Below are 16,171 nucleotides of genomic sequence, written 5' to 3'. Positions count from 1 at the left end.
TGGACGGGGCGGGTCCTCCTCAGCTCTCCTGGAGCAGCTGCAGCGCGGCGGCGGCCAGCTGGTCGCCGGCGTCGGCGCCCCGCTGGAACTCCTCGGCGGCACCGGCGAGGTCACCACGCTCGGCGAGCAGCACCCCGAGGTTGTGGTGGCAGTACACGTCGCCGGCCGCGATGCCGGCCCGGTAGGCCTCCTCGGCGGCCTCGTCGTCGCCGAGCTCCTCCCGGTAGAGGTTGCCCAGCGGCAGCCAGGCCACCTGCTCGCCGAGCTTGGCGCCGCGCTCGAGCACCGCGCGGGCCTCCTCGGGGCGGCCGGTCTGCAGCAGCAGGGCGGCGAGGTCGGCGCGGGCGGCCGCGAAGTGGACGGCCCCCGCGCGCAGCCGCGGCTCCAGCGCCGGGTCGAGCGTGGCGCACCACTCCCAGCAGGCGACGACGGCGTCGGCCTCGTCGTCCCCGGCGGCGGCGAGCCGGCGGGCGACCTCGAGGGCCTCCTCCCGCTCCCCCTGCTCGCGCAGGAGGAACGCCAGCTGCAGCCCGCCCTCGGTGTCGCCGGCGTCGGCGGCACCGCGGTAGGCGGCCATCGCCCCCGCGAGGTCACCGAGCTGCTCGAGCACCAGCCCGAGGTTGCGCCACGCGTCGGGTTCGCCACCGGCCAGCGCGACCTCGTAGGCGTCCACGGCCTCGGACCAGCGCTCCTGCGCGGCGAGGCTGTTGCCCAGGTCGTAGTAGCCGGTGGCGTCCCCGAGCGCGGCCGCCCGGCGGAAGCACCACTCCGCGTCGGTGTGCCGGTCCGCGTCGGCGAGGTCGCAGCCCAGCTCGATGAGCTCGTCGGCGTCCTCGGAGGCCTGCAGCCGCCAGAGGCGCGCGTCCAGGTCCTCGGTCATGACGCCGATGATCACCGGCCTGACCTGGGCGCACGCCCTCCGTCGGGGTGAGGTCACCCCAACGTGTCCGGCGGTGCTCCTCGCGGGTGTCCCCCGCCGGGTTCAGGCCCGTCCGGCCCGCAGCGCGTCCTTCAGCCTGGTCTTGCCGCTGGTCCGCAGCAGGGCACCGGAGTACACCCGACCGCCCAGCCGGATCACCAGCGCGACGGCCACCAGCATCAGCAGGACGGCGACGCCGACCTCCCAGAGCGCCACGTCGCCGGCCGCCTGCCGCACCGGCATGACCATCGGCGAGAACCCCGGCACGAACGAGGTGACCACCGCGAGCGTCCCGGACGGGCTGCTCGCCGCCTGGACGGCGATGAGGAAGCCGACGATCAGCACCAGCGAGGCCGGCGTGAGGACGCTGCCGAGGTCCTCCTGCCGGCTGACCAGCGACGCGGCGACGGCGAACAGCGACGCGAACAGGGCGTAGCCGAGCACGAACCAGAACAGCACCCAGGCCACGGTGCCGATCAGGTCGCCGGGCACGTCGACGACGTCGAGGGCCAGCGCACCGGTGACGCCGATGACGGCGATCAGCGCGATCTGCGCCAGCCCCAGCGCGCCCAGACCGAGGATCTTGCCCGCGAGCAGGTGCCAGGGCCGCATGGTGGCCAGCAGCAGCTCCACCACCCGGCTCGACTTCTCCTCGACCACGCCCTGGGCCACGAACTGGCCGAACAGGATGATCAGGCTGTAGAGCATCACCACGCCGACGATCGCCACGACGGTGCGCTGCCCGGCCGCTGCGGAGTCCTCGTCCAGCGCGGTCACCGTCACCTGCGGCAGGTCGCCGGGGTCGACGCCGGCCTCGGCCAGCACGCCGTCGAGGGCCACCGCCCCGACCGCGCCGGAGGCCAGCGCCTCCAGCGTCGGGTCGGACTCGCGCAGCACCAGCTCGGGGTCGGCGCCGGTGCCGCCGAGCACGGCGGCGTCGACGTCCTCGTCCTCGACGGCGGTGCGCGCGGCGGCGTCGTCCCCGAGCTCGACGACGGTGACGTCGAGGCCGAGGACCTCCCCCTGGGCCTGCAGCGCCGGGCCGAGCCGGCCGGCGTCCCCGGTCACGCCGATGCGGCTGTCGTCACTGCCGGAGTTGACGACGACCTGGAAGGCGAGGAGGCCGACGATGAGCAGGAGCATCACCGCCGAGCCGACGAGGAAGGTCTTGTCGCGCAGCCGGGTGGAGACCTCGCGGGCGGCGACCAGGCGGACCAGGGCGCCGCTGCCGAGCGGGCTGCCGGAGGCGGTCACGCGGCCACCTCCGCCCGCTGGGCGGGCTGCTGCGCCGGGTCGGCGACGGCCTCGCGGAACAGCTCGACCAGGGTGGCCTCGCGCCAGGCGAAGTGGGTGACCCGGCCGGTGCGCAGCGCGGCGGCCAGGACGGCCTGGTCGTCGGTGCCGTCGGCGAGCTCGAGCAGCGTGTCGCCGGCCCGCTCGGAGACGACGCGCACGCCGGGGACGGCGCCGGCCCAGCCCGGGCCGGCCTCGGGGGCGACGACCCGCAGCACCCGGCCGGCATCGCGGCGGCGCAGGTCCTCGACCGTGCCGCTGGCCACCATCCGGCCGCGGGCGAGGATGCCGACGGCGTCGCACAGCCGCTCGACGAGGTCCAGCTGGTGGCTGGAGAACACGACCGGCACCCCGGCGCGGCACTGCTCGAGCAGCGCCTCGGCCAGCGAGTCCACGCCGACCGGGTCCAGACCGGAGAACGGCTCGTCGAGGATGAGCACCTCGGGCCGGCTGACCAGGGCGGCGGCGAGCTGGACCCGCTGCTGGTTGCCCAGGGACAGCTCCTCGACCCGGGAGCGGCGGCGCTCGCCCAGGCCCAGCCGGCCGGCCCACTCCTCGGCCGCGCGGGCGGCCGCCGCGGCGTCGAGGCCGTGCAGCCGGGCGAAGTAGGTCAGCTGCTCCCCCACCCGCATCTTCGGGTAGAGCCCGCGCTCCTCCGGCATGTAGCCGATGCGCCGCCGCATCTCCTCGTCCAGCGGCCGCCCGCGCCACCGGACCTCGCCGGCGTCGGCGCGGGCCAGGCCCATCGCGATGCGCATGGTCGTCGTCTTCCCGGCGCCGTTCGCGCCGCAGAAGCCGAACATCGAGCCGGGGGCGACGGTGAAGCCGACACCCTCCAGCACGTGGTGGTCGCCGTAGCTCTTGTGGAGCCCGTCGAACTCGAGCACTACCCCTCCGTCCGCTGACCCCCGTGCGCCGCCGACGCTATCGGTCGTGGCAGCGGCCACGACAGGATCCGGAACGAATCGGGACCGCAGCGAGACCCGGCGTGCCCGGCCGCCGGCCACGTCCCCACCTCGCGCGCCCGGCCGACCTGCGGTGTCATCGGGACATGAGCCAGGAGAACGTGCCCGCCTCCCCGCCCCACGGCGTCGGGCTCGACGGGCTGCGTGCCGCGGCGGCCGGCTGCCGGGCCTGCGAGCTGTGGGAGCCGGCCACGCAGACGGTGTTCGGCGAGGGCCCGGAGACGGCGCGGATCGTCTTCGTCGGTGAGCAGCCGGGCGACCAGGAGGACCGCAGGGGCGAGCCGTTCGTCGGCCCGGCCGGGCGGCTGCTCGACCGGGCGCTGGCCGAGGCCGGCATCGAGCGCAGGGACGCGTACGTGACCAACGCCGTCAAGCACTTCCGGTTCACGCCGACGCCGAAGCGGCGGATCCACCAGTCGCCGGGCGCCGAGCACATCCGGGCCTGCCGGCCGTGGCTGGAGGCGGAGTTCGAGGTGCTCAAGCCCGAGGTCGTCGTCTGCCTGGGGGCGACGGCGGCCAAGGCGCTCATCTCGCCGTCGTTCCGGATCACCAAGGAGCGCGGCAGGCTCATGCCGTGGACGCCGCCGGGTGTCGCGAGCGCGGAGGCCGGGGACGACGAGGCCGACGAGGACGCGCCCGCGCAGACCTGGATGCTGGCCACCGCGCACCCCTCGGCGGTGCTGCGGGTGCCCGAGGAGGACCGTCCCAAGGCCTACGACGCGCTCGTCGCCGACCTGCGCGTCGTCGCCGGCGCCCTGGCCTGAGAGGAGACGACGTGGAGCCGGTCTACACCGCCGAGGCAACCGCCACCGGAGCCCGCACCGGGGAGGTCGCCTCCTCCGACGGGCGGCTGGAGCTGGCGCTGTCCCGTCCCGCGGAGATGGGTGGCGACGGCGGCCCGGGGACCAATCCCGAGCAGCTGTTCGCCGCCGGCTACTCGGCCTGCTTCCACAGCGCGATGCGCTTCGCGCTCAAGCCGCTGGGCCTGTCCCCCGCGGCGCTGGAGGGGTCCTCGGTCACCGCGCAGGTGCACTTCCTGCGCGGGGAGGCCGGCGACTTCGGTCTGGCCGTGGACCTCACCGGGCACCTGCCGGGTCTGGACGAGGAGCAGGCGCGGGCGCTGATGGAGCGCACCCACACGATCTGCCCCTACTCGCGCGCGACGACGGGCAACGTCGAGGTCGGCCTGCACGTGGCGCCCGGGACCTGAGCGCCCAGGGGTCAGCGCGCCACCACCCGCGAGGCCCGGAAGTGCAGGAACGAGGGCACCAGCAGCGCCACCACCGCCATGGCGAGCACGATGACGACGCCGCCGGAGACCATCGCCACGCCCACCCCGGCGGCGCTGGCCACCGCCCCGGCGCGCAGGTCGCCCAGCCGGGGCCCGCCGGCGACCACGACGAGGAACACCCCCTGCATGCGGCCGCGCATCTCGTCGGGCGCCGCCGTCTGCAGCATCGACGAGCGCAGGACGGCGCTGACCATGTCGCCGGCGCCGGCCACCGCCAGGCAGAGGACGGCCAGCCACAGGGTCGGCGCCAGCCCGAACCCGACGATCGCCAGGCCCCACACGACGATCGCGGCCAGCACCACCGCGCCCTGCCGGTCGACCCGCGACACCCACCCCGAGGTCAGCCCCATCAGCAGCGCGCCGATCGAGATCCCGGCGTAGAGCCAGCCCAGGCTGTTGGGCGACCCGGCGTAGCGGCCCTCGGAGAGCTCCGGGAACACCGCCTGCGGCCAGGCGAAGAGCATGGCGATCACGTCGACGACGAAGGTCATCAGCAGCACCGGCTGGGTGCGCAGGAAGGCGAAGCCCTCACCCACCCCGCGGACGGCGGCGCCCAGGCGCAGCGGCCCCGTCCGCCCGCCCGGCGGCAGCGGCGGCAGGCCGCGCAGCAGGACGACGGCGACGGCGAGGGTGACCGCGTCGACGACGTAGGCCAGGAACAGGTCGCCGGCGCCGATGAGGACGCCGGCCAGCAGCGGCCCGACGATGACCCCGGCCTGCCGGACGGTCATCGCCAGCGCGTTGGCCGCCGGCACCCCCTCCGGGCCGACCAGCGCGGGGATGACGGCGCTGCGGGCGGGCTGGTTGACCGCGGTGAAGCCGGAGACGGCGGCGGCCAGCACCCAGAGCAGCCACAGGTTCCCGCCGCCGGGCAGCAGCGCCTGGGCGGCCAGCAGCGCGCTGGTCACCGCCGACCCGGCGCCGGTGACGACCATCAGCGTGCGCCGGTCCATGGCGTCGGCGATCGACCCGCCGAGCAGGCCGAAGACGACCAGCGGGACCAGCGCCACGATCGACGTGACGCCGACCAGCAGCGAGTCGCGGGTGAGCGCGTAGACCTGGAACGGGACGGCGACCAGCGTCATCTGCTGGCCGATCATCGTGGCCGTCACGCCCCAGAACAGCCGGCGGTAGCCGGGGTTGCGCAGCGGGCTGGTGTCGATCGCCCAGCCGCGGCGGCGGACCGGCGCGGGCACCTCCGCCACGCCCTCGGCCGGGTCGGCGGGCGGCGGCTCGCGGGCGGGTGGGTCGCCGGGCGGTGGCTCGCCGGCGGGACCGCTCACGGGGCCAGCCGCTGCAGCACCCAGCCGCCGCCCTCCTCGTCGTCGCGGACGAAGCGCAGCCGGTCGTGCAGCCGTCCCGGGCCGCCCTGCCAGAACTCGATGCTCCCGGGCACCACCCGGTAGCCGCCCCAGGTCGGCGGCCGCGGCACCTTCTCGGTCGGCGTCCCCTCGTCGAGCAGGCGGACCCGCGTCTCGAGCTCCTCCCGCGAGTCGACGACCGTGGACTGCAGCGAGGCGACGGCGGCCAGCTGGGCCTCGCGCGGGCGCGGGTCCCACAGGTCGTCGGAGGCGGTGTCGCCGACGCGCTCGACCCGGCCGGTCACCCGCACCTGGCGCTGCAGCGCGTGCCAGGGGAAGACCAGCGCCGCGCGCGGGTTGGCCGCGAGCTGCGCGCCCTTCGCCGATGCGTAGCTGGTGCCGAAGACGAACCCCTCCTCGTCGTAGCCCTTGAGCAGCACGATCCGGGCGTCGGGGGCGCCGTCGGCGTCGGCGGTGGCGACCACGACCGCGTTGGGGTCGGGCACGTCCGCGGCGACGACGTCGCGGAACCAGCGGTCGAACTGCTCGAGCCAGGAGGGCGCGAGGTCCTCCTCGCGCAGGCCCGGGCGGTCGTAGTCCCTGCGCATGCGGGAGAGGTCGGGCACCCCGCCATGCTGACACCGCCGACCGCCCCCGGCGCGCGGCGCCCGCCCCGGGGACGGCCCCGGACGGTTCCCGCCGGGCGGCGGCCCCGCCTGTTCCGGGGGTGGGGACACGGCCTAGATTCCCCCTGCAGTCGTGCGCCGTCCCTGTGCGCGCACGAGGTCCGCGCGCAGAGGAGCATGCGAGATGGCCGACGACTTCGTACCCGGCCTGGAGGGCGTCATCGCCTTCGAGACCACGATCGCCGAGCCCGACAAGGACGGCGGATCCCTCCGCTACCGCGGGGTCGACATCGAGGACCTGGTCGGCAAGATCACCTTCGGCAACGTCTGGGCGCTGCTGGTCGACGGCAAGTTCGGGCCGGGCCTGCCGCCGGCCGAGCCGTTCCCGATCCCCGTGCACACCGGCGACGTCCGGGTCGACGTGCAGGCCGCGCTGGCGATGCTGACCCCCATCTGGGGCTACAAGCCGCTGCTGGACATCGACGCCGAGGAGGCCCGCGAGGAGCTCGCCCGGGCCGCCGTGATGGCGCTGTCCTACGTGGCGCAGTCCGCCCGCGGCATCGGCATCCCGGCCGTGCCGCAGCGGCGGGTCGACGAGGCCTCGACGATCGTCGAGCGGTTCATGGTGCGCTGGCGCGGCGAGCCCGACCCGCAGCACGTCGCCGCCGTCGACGCCTACTGGACGTCGGCCGCCGAGCACGGCATGAACGCCTCGACGTTCACCGCCCGCGTCATCGCCTCCACCGGTGCCGACGTCGCCGCCTCGCTGTCCGGCGCGATCGGCGCGATGTCCGGCCCCCTGCACGGCGGCGCGCCGTCCCGGGTGCTGCACATGCTCGACGGCGTCGAGCAGTCGGGCAACGCCGAGACCTACGTCAAGGACCTGCTCGACCGCGGCGACCGGCTGATGGGCTTCGGGCACCGCGTCTACCGCGCCGAGGACCCCCGCGCCCGCGTGCTGCGCAAGGCCGCCAAGGAGCTGGCCGCACCGCGCTTCGAGGCCGCGCTGGCGCTGGAGCAGGCCGCGCTCAAGGAGCTGCGCGAGCGGCGGCCGGACCGCCCGATCGAGACCAACGTCGAGTTCTGGGCGGCGATCGTGCTCGACTTCGCCGAGGTCCCGAGCCACATGTTCACGTCGATGTTCACCTGCGCCCGCACGGCCGGCTGGTGCGCGCACATCCTCGAGCAGAAGACGACCGGCCGCCTCGTGCGCCCGTCGGCCCGCTACATCGGCCCGGAGGCGCGCAGGCCCGAGGAGGTCGAGGGCTTCGACACCATCCAGGTCAAGGCCGTGAACGAGCCCGCCCCGGCCTGATGTAAGGACCCTCCTGCCCCCCACCACTCGCAGGCTCGCGGCGGGACCCTGCAGGAGGGCCGCCCTTGCCCCACGCCTCGCACGCTCGGCGCGGGACCCTGAAGGGTGGCCGTTCCAGTCCCTCACCAGGAAGACACCCAGTGACCATCCAGATCCCCGCCGACCTGCTCCCCGCCGACGGCCGGTTCGGCTGCGGCCCCTCGAAGGTCCGCCCCGAGGCCCTGCAGGCACTGGCCTCCGACGGCGCCGGAGTGATGGGCACCTCCCACCGCCAGGCGCCGGTCAAGGCCCTGGTCCGCCAGGTCCGGGAGGGGCTGGCCGAGCTGTTCGACCTGCCCGAGGGCTACGAGGTCGTGCTCGGCAACGGCGGCACGACGGCGTTCTGGGACGCCGCGACCTTCGGCCTCATCCGCAGGCGCAGCGCGCACGGCACCTACGGCGAGTTCTCGGCGAAGTTCGCCGCCGGGGTGGCCGAGGCGCCCTTCCTCGAGGAGCCGGTGGTGGCCAAGGGGGAGCCGGGGACGCTGGCGCTGCCGCAGGGACGGCCGGGCGTCGACGCCTACGGGTGGGCGCACAACGAGACCTCGACCGGCGTCATGGCGCCGGTGGGGCGGCCGCGCGGCGCGGACGACGACGCGCTCGTCCTGGTCGACGCGACCAGCGGCGCCGGCGGCCTGCCGGTCGACGTCGCCCAGACCGACGCGTACTACTTCGCGCCGCAGAAGTCCTTCGCCTCCGACGGCGGGCTGTGGATCGCCCTGATGAGCCCCGCGGCGCTGGAGCGGGTGGCCGAGATCAAGGCGTCCGGGCGGTGGGTCCCCGGCTTCCTCGACCTGTCGATCGCCATCGACAACTCGGCCAAGGACCAGACGTACAACACCCCCGCCGTCGCGACGCTGTTCCTGCTGGCCGACCAGATCCGCTGGATGCTCGGCCTCGGCGGCCTCTCGGGGGCGGTCGCGCGCAGCCGGGAGTCCTCCCACCGACTCTACGGCTGGGCGGAGAAGTCGCCGTACGCGACGCCGTTCGTGGCCGACCCCGCGCAGCGCAGCCTGGTCGTGGGCACCGTCGACCTCGACGCGTCCGTCGACGCCGCCGCGATCGCCACGACGCTCCGGGCCCACGGCGTGGTCGACGTCGAGCCCTACCGCAAGCTCGGCCGCAACCAGCTGCGGGTCGGCATGTTCCCGGCGGTCGACCCCGACGACGTCAGCGCGCTGACCGCCTGCATCGACCACGTCGTCGAGCGGCTCTGATCGGCCCCGCTGCAGGGGCCCGCGCCGAGCGTCAGCGAGGCGTGGGGGGCAGCGGGGCCGATCAGCGGGCGCTCTCCCCGTCGGCCGGCTGGACCGCCAGGCTGGGGAAGTCGCTCAGGTCGCCGGTCGGGCGGCGGTCCCAGCTGCGGAACGTGAGGTCGGTCTGCAGGTACAGCGCGACCAGCTCCGCGGTGCTGCGGATGCCGTCGAGGTGCGTGCGCTCGTTGCCGTGGCTGCCGTCGATGCCGAACCCGATCAGCGCCGCGCGGGTGTTGGCGCCCGCCTCCAGCGCGGAGGCCGCGTCGGACCGGTAGTACTTGTAGACGTCGCGGCGGTGCGGCACCTCGTGCACGCGGCACAGGTCGATCAGGTGCCGGGTCAGGTGGTAGTCGAACGGGCCGGTCGAGTCCTGCATCGCGACGTTCACGCACTGCTCGGACGACGCCTGGCCCGGCGCCACCACCGAGGTGTCGATGGAGACCAGCTCGGCGACGTCGGCGTCGAGGCCGTGACTGGCGCCCAGGCCCACCTCCTCGGCGATGGTCACCAGCAGGTGCGCGGTCACGGGGACCTCGACGCCGTGGTCGATGATCGCCTTGAACGCGCCGAGGGCTGCCGCCACGCCGGCCTTGTCGTCGAGGTGCCGGGAGTTGACGAACCCGCTGCTGGTGACCACCGGCTGGGCGTCGATCGCGACGAAGTCGCCCACCTGGATGCCGCGGCGCTCGAGGTCGGCCCGGCTGTGCACCACCTCGTCGACCCGGACCTCGACGTGGTCCCAGCCCACGCCCTGCTCGTCGACCTCGTCGCCGAAGCGGTGCCCGCTGGCCTTGATCGGCAGGATCGTGCCGGTGTGCCAGTAGTCCCCGGTGACGTCGTCGGAGAAGATCGTCACCCGCGCGCCCTCGGCGAACCGGGCGCTGTGCGTGCCCACCGGGACGATCGCCAGCCGGCCGTTGTCCTTCAGCTGGGACACCATGCAGCCGATCGTGTCGGCGTGCACGACCACCGTCCGGTCCGCGCCCGGTGACCGGCTCGGCAGCTCGGCGATCAGCGCCCCGCGGCGGGTGACCTCGAAGTCCAGGCCGAGGTCGCGCAGCTCGCCGCCGATGAGCTGCATGACGTGGTCGGTGCGGCCCGAGGGGCTCGGGATGGTGAGCAGCTCGAGCATCACGCGCTGCACGTAGTCCATGTCGATGGGCAGCCGCTTCTGCCCCGCGTCGACCGGGGAGGGCAGGAAGCGCTCGTTGGGCTCGAGGTCGTCGCGGACGAGGCCGTCGTCGTCCCGGGGACCGGTCAGCATGGGCGCCGAGTCTAGGGCCGGGCCGGCACGCGACCGGGGCCACGGGGGCACGACTCCCGGGCCCGCGTCGACGATCCCGCCGCCCGCCACGCCGGGAACCTGCGGCGCGCTCCCCGTGATCGCGGATAGCCTCGCGCGTGGTCCGGTGTCCCCCGGGCCGTCCGCTGCCCGTCGTCGCCGCCCGAGGAGGTCACCGTGCGCCCCCTGCGCCTCGTGGCCCTGTCCGAGGACGGCCGCAGCCTCGTGCTGGCCCTCGAGGGCGCCGACGGCGACGAGGAGCGCTTCGAGCTGCGGATCGACGACCGGGTCCGGGCGGCCGCCCGCGGCGACACCCGCCGGCTCGGCCAGATCGAGGTCGACAGCGCGCTCTCGCCCCGGGTGATCCAGCAGCGCATCCGCGCCGGCGAGACCCCCGAGCAGGTGGCGCAGGCCTCCGGCACGCGGGTCGAGCGGATCATGCGGTTCGCCCACCCGGTGCTGCAGGAGCGCGAGCGCGTCGCCGAGCAGGCCCGGGAGGCGCGGGTCCGGCTGTCCGAGGGCACCCAGGGCGTCGCGCTGCAGCAGTTCCTCGCCGAGCGGCTGCGGCTGCTGGGCGCCGACCTCGACGCCGTCCGCTGGGACGCCGCCCGCTCCGACGACGGCACCTGGGTGGTCTCCGCCGCCTGGCAGGCCGGCGCCAAGGAGGGCACCACGCAGTGGGCCTACGACGTGCCCGCCCGCGCGGTCAGCCCGCTCGACGCCGCCACGCGCGACTTCGCCGAGGGCACCCGGCTGGTGCGCGTCGTCCCCGGGGTCCCGGCCGAGCGGCCGTCCCTGCCGGTGCACCGCAGCGCGGCACCCCAGGACCGCGCGACCCCGCAGGACCGCGGGACGTCCCAGGACCGCGCGACCGCGCAGGACCGCGGCACGCCGCCGGCCGCGGAGCTGCCGCGGAGCGGTCCGGCCGACCGCCGCGCCGACGTGCCCGACGACGAGGACGTCTCCGAGCACGACACCGTCGTGCTGCGCACCGGTGAGACCGACGGCGAGGACGAGGACCCGCGCGCCCGGGTGCCGGCCTGGGAGGACATCGTCTTCGGGGTGCGCCGCAACCACTGACCGGCGGGTGTGACCGGTCGGACGTGTCCAATCGAATCGCCCCGGGTAACCCACTGCTCGAACGCACGAGCACGCGTGGGAGTGGAGCGAGACATGTCGATGTCGGTGTCGATGCCGCTGGGCGGCGTCCAGGTCGGGTCCTACGACAGCTACCAGCAGGCGCAGGCCGCGGTGGACCACCTGTCCGACGAGAAGTTCCCGGTCGAGAACGTCACGATCATCGGCTCGGACCTGAGGATGATCGAGCGGGTCACCGGCCGGCTGACCTGGGGCCGGGTGCTCGCCGCCGGTGCGGCCAGCGGTGCCTGGTGGGGTCTGTTCGTCGGCCTGCTGCTGGGCATCTTCGCCCCCAGCGGCACCAGCTGGGTGAGCTCGGTGCTGACCGGCCTGCTGATCGGCCTCGTCTTCGGGGCGCTGTTCGGCGCGATGGGCTACGCGGCCACCCGCGGCCAGCGCGACTTCACCAGCACCTCGCAGATCACCGCGAGCCGCTACGACGTGATGTGCGACCCGTCGCGGGCCGAGGAGGCGCGCACCATCCTCGCCCGCTGGTCTCTGCGCCAGTAGCGGAAGGACCCCGTCCTCGTCCCCCTCGCGAGCTCGGGGCGAGCCTCTGGACGGGGCCACGTGGCCTCCAAGGACCGTTCCAACGGGTCACCTGAGCGCGGCGAAGGCCACCGCCGCGGCGGCGGCCACGCCGAGGGAGTCCACGCCGGCGCGCATCGGGATCCGGGCGTGCACCCGCGCCGCGGCCTGCGCCCCGGGCGTCAGGCCGGGGCCCTCGGCGCCGAGCAGTACGGCCGTGCGCGGGTGCGCCCTCGGGTCGACGTCGGCGAGGTCGACCGCGTCCGGCGCGGGGGTGAGCGCCACGGTGAGGTACCCGGCGTCGTGCAGCCGGGCCAGCCCGCCCGGCCAGTCGGGCAGGACGGCGAACGGCAGCGCGAGCACGTGCCCCATGGAGACCCGCACCGACCGCCGGTAGAGCGGGTCGGCGCAGCGCGGGTCCAGCAGCAGCCCGTCGACGCCGAGGGCCACCGCCGAGCGGGCGATCGAGCCGAGGTTCTCCGCGTCGTTGAGCGCCTCGAGCACGGCCAGCCGCCGGGGCGCGGCCGGGTCGGGACCGGCCAGCAGCGCGCCGAGGTCGGCCGGCGGGTGGCGGTCGGCGGAGGCGAGCACCCCGCGGGTCAGCCGGAACCCGATCAGGTCCGACAGCGCCCACGGGTCCATCTCGTAGGCGGGTACCCCCTCGGGCAGGTCGAGCTGGGCCAGCCGCCCGGGGATGCCGAGCACCGCCCGCACCCGGTACGGCGAGGCGAGCAGCCGCTGCACCGCCGGCACGCCTTCCACGATCACCGGGCCGGTCCCCCGCGACCGGCCGGCCGGCCGGTCGCCGGCGTGCAGGTCGCGGAAGTCGGCGACCCGCTCGTCGGCCGGGTCGAGGATCTGCTCGGGCACCGCCCGATCCTCCCCGAGCGCCGCGCGCGCCCTGCCCCCAGGATCCAGTGGTGCCCAACAGAACCGTCGTCGTCGGGGCCGGCATCGCCGGCGTCGCCTGCGCCCGTGCCCTGAGCTCGGCCGGGGTGCCGGTGCGCGTCCTCGACCGCGGCCGCCGCCCCGGGGGCCGCATGGCCTCCCGCACCCTGCACGACCGGGTCACCGACACCGGCGCCTCCTACCTCACCGCCGCCGACGACTCGCCGTTCGCCGCCGTGGTCGAGGACTGGGTCGCCCGCGGACTGGCCCGTCCCTGGACCGACACCTTCGCCGTCGCCGGCCCGGACGGCGTCGAGCGCACCACCAGCGGGCCGGTGCGCTACGCCGCGCCCGGCGGCCTGCGCTCGCTGGTCGCCGACCTCGCCGCCGGCCTGGACGTCGAGCAGGAGCGCACCGTCGAGCGGGTGGGGCCCGGCCCGCGGGTCGACGGCGAGGAGGCGGCGGGCGTCGTCCTGGCCCTCCCCGACCCGCAGGCCCGCCGCCTGCTGCCGGCCGACCTCGCCGGCCGGCTGCTCGGCGATCGGGAGTGGCACCCCACCCTCGCGGTCGTCCTCGGCTGGGACCGGCGCCGCTGGCCGGCCGGCCTGCACGGCGCGTTCGTGCACGACGACCCGGTGGTCGAGTGGATCGCCGACGACGGCGACCGCCGCGGCGACGGCGCCCCCGTCCTCGTCGCGCACACCACGCCCGGCACCGCCGCGGCGCACCTCGCCGACCCCGACGCCGCCGCGCCCGCGGTGGCCGCGGCGGTGCGGCGCGTGCTCGGCATCGACGCCCCGCCGGCCTGGACGCACGTGCACCGCTGGACGTTCGCCAAACCGGCCCGGCCACGCGAGGAGCCGTTCGGGCTGGCCGACGGCATCGGGGTCTGCGGCGACGGCTGGCGGGCGCCGTCGAAGGTGGAGAGCGCCTGGACCTCCGGCCACCTCCTCGGGACCGAGCTCGGCGGCAGCTGACGCCGGGCGGACTCGCCCCGCCGCGGTCGCGGTCCTGGTCGGCGGCCCGTTCCTCGTCGTCGAGCTGTCGATCCCACCACCGCGACGCCGTTGGCCGTTGACCCGGCCGGGTAACTCATCTAGCGTTGAGTTCATCAGGCGTTGAGTTCCGTCCCCTGGAGGCCGCCATGACCGACGCCGTCACCGTCCGGGACCTCGTCGTCGACCGCGGGCACCGCCGGGTGCTGCACGAGCTGTCGTGCACCGTGCCGGCCGGCCGGGTCACCGGCCTGCTGGGCCCCAGCGGCAGTGGCAAGACCACGCTGCTGCGCGCGCTGGTCGGGGTGCAGCGGGTCCGCTCGGGCACGGTCACCGTGCTCGGCGAGCCGGCCGGCAGCCCCGGTCTGCGCGCCCGGGTCGGGTACGTGACCCAGTCGCCGAGCGTCTACCCCGACCTCACCGTCCGGGAGAACGCCCGCTACTCCGCCGCCCTCTACGGCCGCGGCGCCCGCGAGGCGGACGACGCGCTGGTCGCCGTCGGTCTGGCCGACGCCGCCGGGCAGCTGGTCGCCGACCTCTCCGGCGGGCAGCGCGGCCGCGTCTCGCTGGCCTGCGCGCTGGTCGGCGAGCCGGAGCTGCTGCTGCTCGACGAGCCGACCGTCGGCCTCGACCCGGTGCTCCGGGTGGAGCTGTGGACCCGCTTCGCCGAGCTGGCCGCGGCCGGGACGACGCTGGTCGTCTCCAGCCACGTGATGGACGAGGCCGGCCGCTGCGACCGGCTGCTGCTCCTGCGCGAGGGCCGGCTGCTGGCCGACGCGACGCCGGGCGGACTGCGGGCCGACGCCGGCACGCACGACCTCGAGGAGGCCTTCCTGACCCTGGTGCGGCGCGGAGAGCAGGTGGCGGCATGACCACCCTGACCAGGACCCGGACCCGGACCACCGCCCCCGGTACCGCGACCGTCACCGGCCCGGCCCTCGCCACCACCGGCCGCGTGCTGCGCCAGCTGCGGCACGACCACCGCACCGTGGCCATGATGCTGGTCCTGCCGAGCCTGCTGCTCGGCCTGCTGTACCTGCTGTGGGCCGACCTGCCCACGCTGCCCGGGCAGCCGTCCACCTTCGACCGCGTGGGCCTGACGATGCTCGGCGTCTTCCCCTTCGTGGTGATGTTCCTGGTCACGAGCATCGCGATGCTGCGCGAGCGCACCTCGGGGACGCTGGAGCGGCTGCTCACCACGCCGCTCTCGCGCGGCGCGCTGCTGGCCGGCTACGGCGCCGCCTTCGGCCTGGCCGCCGCGGCGCAGGCGGTGGTCACGGTGACGGTGGCGACGACGCTCTACGACCTCGACGTCCGCGGCCCGCTGTGGGCGGTCGTGCTCATCGCCGTCGTCGACGCCGTCCTCGGGGTGGCGCTCGGGCTGCTGGCCAGCGCCTTCGCCCGCAGCGAGTTCCAGGCCGTGCAGTTCATGCCGGTCGTCGTCCTGCCGCAGTTCTTCCTGTGCGGGCTGCTGGTGCCGCGCGAGCAGATGGCCGGCTGGCTGCAGGCGGTCAGCGACGTCCTGCCGCTGACCTACGCCGTGGAGGCCCTGCAGGAGGTCGCGGGGTCGGCGACGGTGACCGGCACGATGTGGACCGACGTCGGCGTCGTGGCCGGCGCGGCGGTCCTCGCCCTCGCGCTGGCGGCGGCGACCCTGCGGAGGAGGAGCAGCTGAGCCACGCAGCGCGGCGGCCCACCGGGCGGCGCCCCACCGGACGGCGTCCCGGCAACCCCGACACCCGCGAGGCGGTGCTGGCCGCGGCCCGCACCGCCTTCGCCGAGCGCGGCTACGACGGCGCCTCGATCCGGGCGATCGCCGGTGCGGCGGGGGTGGACCCCGCGCTGGTGCACCACTACTTCGGCACCAAGGACGCGCTCTTCCTCGCCGCGGTGGAGGCGCCGGCCGACCCGGAGGACTTCCTGCCCGAGGTCCTCGCCGCGCCGCCGGACCGGCGCGGTGCCGCCGTCGTCGGCGTGGTGCTGCGGGTCTGGGACGGCCCCACCCGGCCGGCCGTCCTGGCGCTGGTCCGCTCGGCGGTCAACCACGAGTGGTCGGCGGCGCTGCTGCGCGAGTTCGTGCTCGCGAAGGTCGTCCGCCGGGTGGTCGGCACGATGGACGTGCCGGTCGAGGAGCGCGAGGCGCGCGGCGCGCTGGTCGCCTCCCAGGTGGTGGGCCTGGTGATGACCCGCTACGTCCTCCGGCTGGAGCCGCTGGCCTCGGCCTCGCCGGCGTCGGTCGTCGCCGCGATCGGGCCCACGGTGCAGCACTACCTCACCGGCGAGGTCGTCCTCCCCGGCAGCGACCGGCCGTAGTCGCGCCCCGGCCGGGTGCCGGA

The 16,171-nt window shown here is 75.7% G+C and carries 17 protein-coding genes; 10 read left to right on the top strand and 7 right to left on the bottom strand.

The annotated features are described in order from the left end of the window. Positions 1-19: 19 nt before the first annotated feature. From JOD57_RS15835 to JOD57_RS15825, 3 genes are all read right to left on the bottom strand, one after another. Positions 20-880, bottom strand: coding sequence for a tetratricopeptide repeat protein (locus JOD57_RS15835; protein ID WP_204692891.1), 861 nt, complete (start codon positions 878-880; stop codon positions 20-22). Between the two features lie 102 nt (positions 881-982). Further along, positions 983-2,173 carry an ABC transporter permease gene (locus JOD57_RS15830; RefSeq protein WP_204692890.1) on the bottom strand — a complete coding sequence of 397 codons (1,191 nt, stop codon included), beginning with the start codon at positions 2,171-2,173 and terminating at the stop codon, positions 983-985. Continuing rightward, positions 2,170-3,099, bottom strand: coding sequence for an ABC transporter ATP-binding protein (locus JOD57_RS15825; RefSeq protein ID WP_204692889.1), 930 nt, complete (start codon positions 3,097-3,099; stop codon positions 2,170-2,172). The genes JOD57_RS15830 and JOD57_RS15825 overlap by 4 nt, the downstream gene beginning before the upstream one ends. 164 nt (positions 3,100-3,263) lie before the next feature. Here JOD57_RS15825 and JOD57_RS15820 point away from each other — a divergent pair, with 164 nt between their 5' ends. Together JOD57_RS15820 and JOD57_RS15815 are read left to right on the top strand one after the other, a co-directional pair. Then, the gene (locus tag JOD57_RS15820; protein WP_204692888.1) at positions 3,264-3,941 is read left to right on the top strand and encodes a UdgX family uracil-DNA binding protein; all 678 of its coding nucleotides are present in this window, start codon (positions 3,264-3,266) and stop codon (positions 3,939-3,941) included. Between the two features lie 11 nt (positions 3,942-3,952). After that, on the top strand, positions 3,953-4,387 hold the full coding sequence (locus JOD57_RS15815; RefSeq protein WP_204692887.1) for an organic hydroperoxide resistance protein: 435 nt from the start codon (positions 3,953-3,955) through the stop codon (positions 4,385-4,387). 11 nt (positions 4,388-4,398) lie between these two features. Here the strand turns inward: JOD57_RS15815 and JOD57_RS15810 are convergent, their stop codons facing one another. Next, a complete protein-coding gene (locus tag JOD57_RS15810) occupies positions 4,399-5,751 on the bottom strand; it encodes an MFS transporter (protein ID WP_204692886.1) in 1,353 nt (450 codons plus the stop codon). Next, positions 5,748-6,395 (bottom strand): pyridoxamine 5'-phosphate oxidase, encoded by a 648-nt coding sequence (gene pdxH, locus JOD57_RS15805; protein WP_204692885.1) that lies wholly within the window; start codon positions 6,393-6,395, stop codon positions 5,748-5,750. Before pdxH ends, JOD57_RS15810 begins: the two co-directional genes overlap by 4 nt. A gap of 184 nt (positions 6,396-6,579) precedes the next feature. Here pdxH and JOD57_RS15800 point away from each other — a divergent pair, with 184 nt between their 5' ends. After that, positions 6,580-7,710: a citrate synthase 2 gene (locus JOD57_RS15800; protein ID WP_204692884.1), complete on the top strand. Its 1,131-nt coding sequence runs from the start codon at positions 6,580-6,582 to the stop codon at positions 7,708-7,710. A gap of 140 nt (positions 7,711-7,850) precedes the next feature. Further along, entirely contained in the window at positions 7,851-8,966 is a 1,116-nt protein-coding gene (gene serC, locus JOD57_RS15795) for a phosphoserine transaminase (RefSeq protein ID WP_204692883.1), read from the top strand. Between the two features lie 61 nt (positions 8,967-9,027). Here serC and JOD57_RS15790 read toward each other — a convergent pair whose 3' ends face one another. Beyond that, a complete protein-coding gene (locus JOD57_RS15790; protein ID WP_204692882.1) occupies positions 9,028-10,269 on the bottom strand; it encodes an osmoprotectant NAGGN system M42 family peptidase in 1,242 nt (413 codons plus the stop codon). A 195-nt stretch (positions 10,270-10,464) separates the two neighbouring features. On the opposite strand from JOD57_RS15790, the gene sepH reads away from it, so the two are divergent. Together sepH and JOD57_RS15780 are read left to right on the top strand one after the other, a co-directional pair. Then, on the top strand, positions 10,465-11,367 hold the full coding sequence (sepH, locus tag JOD57_RS15785) for a septation protein SepH (protein WP_204692881.1): 903 nt from the start codon (positions 10,465-10,467) through the stop codon (positions 11,365-11,367). Between the two features lie 93 nt (positions 11,368-11,460). Then, positions 11,461-11,934 (top strand): YflT domain-containing protein, encoded by a 474-nt coding sequence (locus JOD57_RS15780; RefSeq protein WP_204692880.1) that lies wholly within the window; start codon positions 11,461-11,463, stop codon positions 11,932-11,934. 87 nt (positions 11,935-12,021) lie between these two features. On the opposite strand, the gene JOD57_RS15775 is transcribed toward JOD57_RS15780, so the two are convergent. Beyond that, on the bottom strand, positions 12,022-12,822 hold the full coding sequence (locus tag JOD57_RS15775) for a TrmH family RNA methyltransferase (protein WP_204692879.1): 801 nt from the start codon (positions 12,820-12,822) through the stop codon (positions 12,022-12,024). 50 nt (positions 12,823-12,872) lie between these two features. Here JOD57_RS15775 and JOD57_RS15770 point away from each other — a divergent pair, with 50 nt between their 5' ends. From JOD57_RS15770 to JOD57_RS15755, 4 genes are all read left to right on the top strand, one after another. Next, entirely contained in the window at positions 12,873-13,817 is a 945-nt protein-coding gene (locus JOD57_RS15770; RefSeq protein WP_307824722.1) for an NAD(P)/FAD-dependent oxidoreductase, read from the top strand. A 167-nt stretch (positions 13,818-13,984) separates the two neighbouring features. After that, positions 13,985-14,707, top strand: coding sequence for an ABC transporter ATP-binding protein (locus tag JOD57_RS15765; protein WP_204692877.1), 723 nt, complete (start codon positions 13,985-13,987; stop codon positions 14,705-14,707). Then, on the top strand, positions 14,704-15,510 hold the full coding sequence (locus JOD57_RS15760) for an ABC transporter permease (protein ID WP_204692876.1): 807 nt from the start codon (positions 14,704-14,706) through the stop codon (positions 15,508-15,510). The genes JOD57_RS15765 and JOD57_RS15760 overlap by 4 nt, the downstream gene beginning before the upstream one ends. A gap of 74 nt (positions 15,511-15,584) precedes the next feature. Next, a complete protein-coding gene (locus JOD57_RS15755) occupies positions 15,585-16,148 on the top strand; it encodes a TetR/AcrR family transcriptional regulator (RefSeq protein ID WP_204692875.1) in 564 nt (187 codons plus the stop codon). Positions 16,149-16,171: the final 23 nt, after the last annotated feature.

The organism is Geodermatophilus bullaregiensis, assembly GCF_016907675.1.
GTDB lineage: Bacteria > Actinomycetota > Actinomycetes > Mycobacteriales > Geodermatophilaceae > Geodermatophilus > Geodermatophilus bullaregiensis.
The sequence above is the reverse complement of the archived record's forward strand: the minus strand, read 5'-3'. Positions and strand labels throughout refer to the sequence as shown.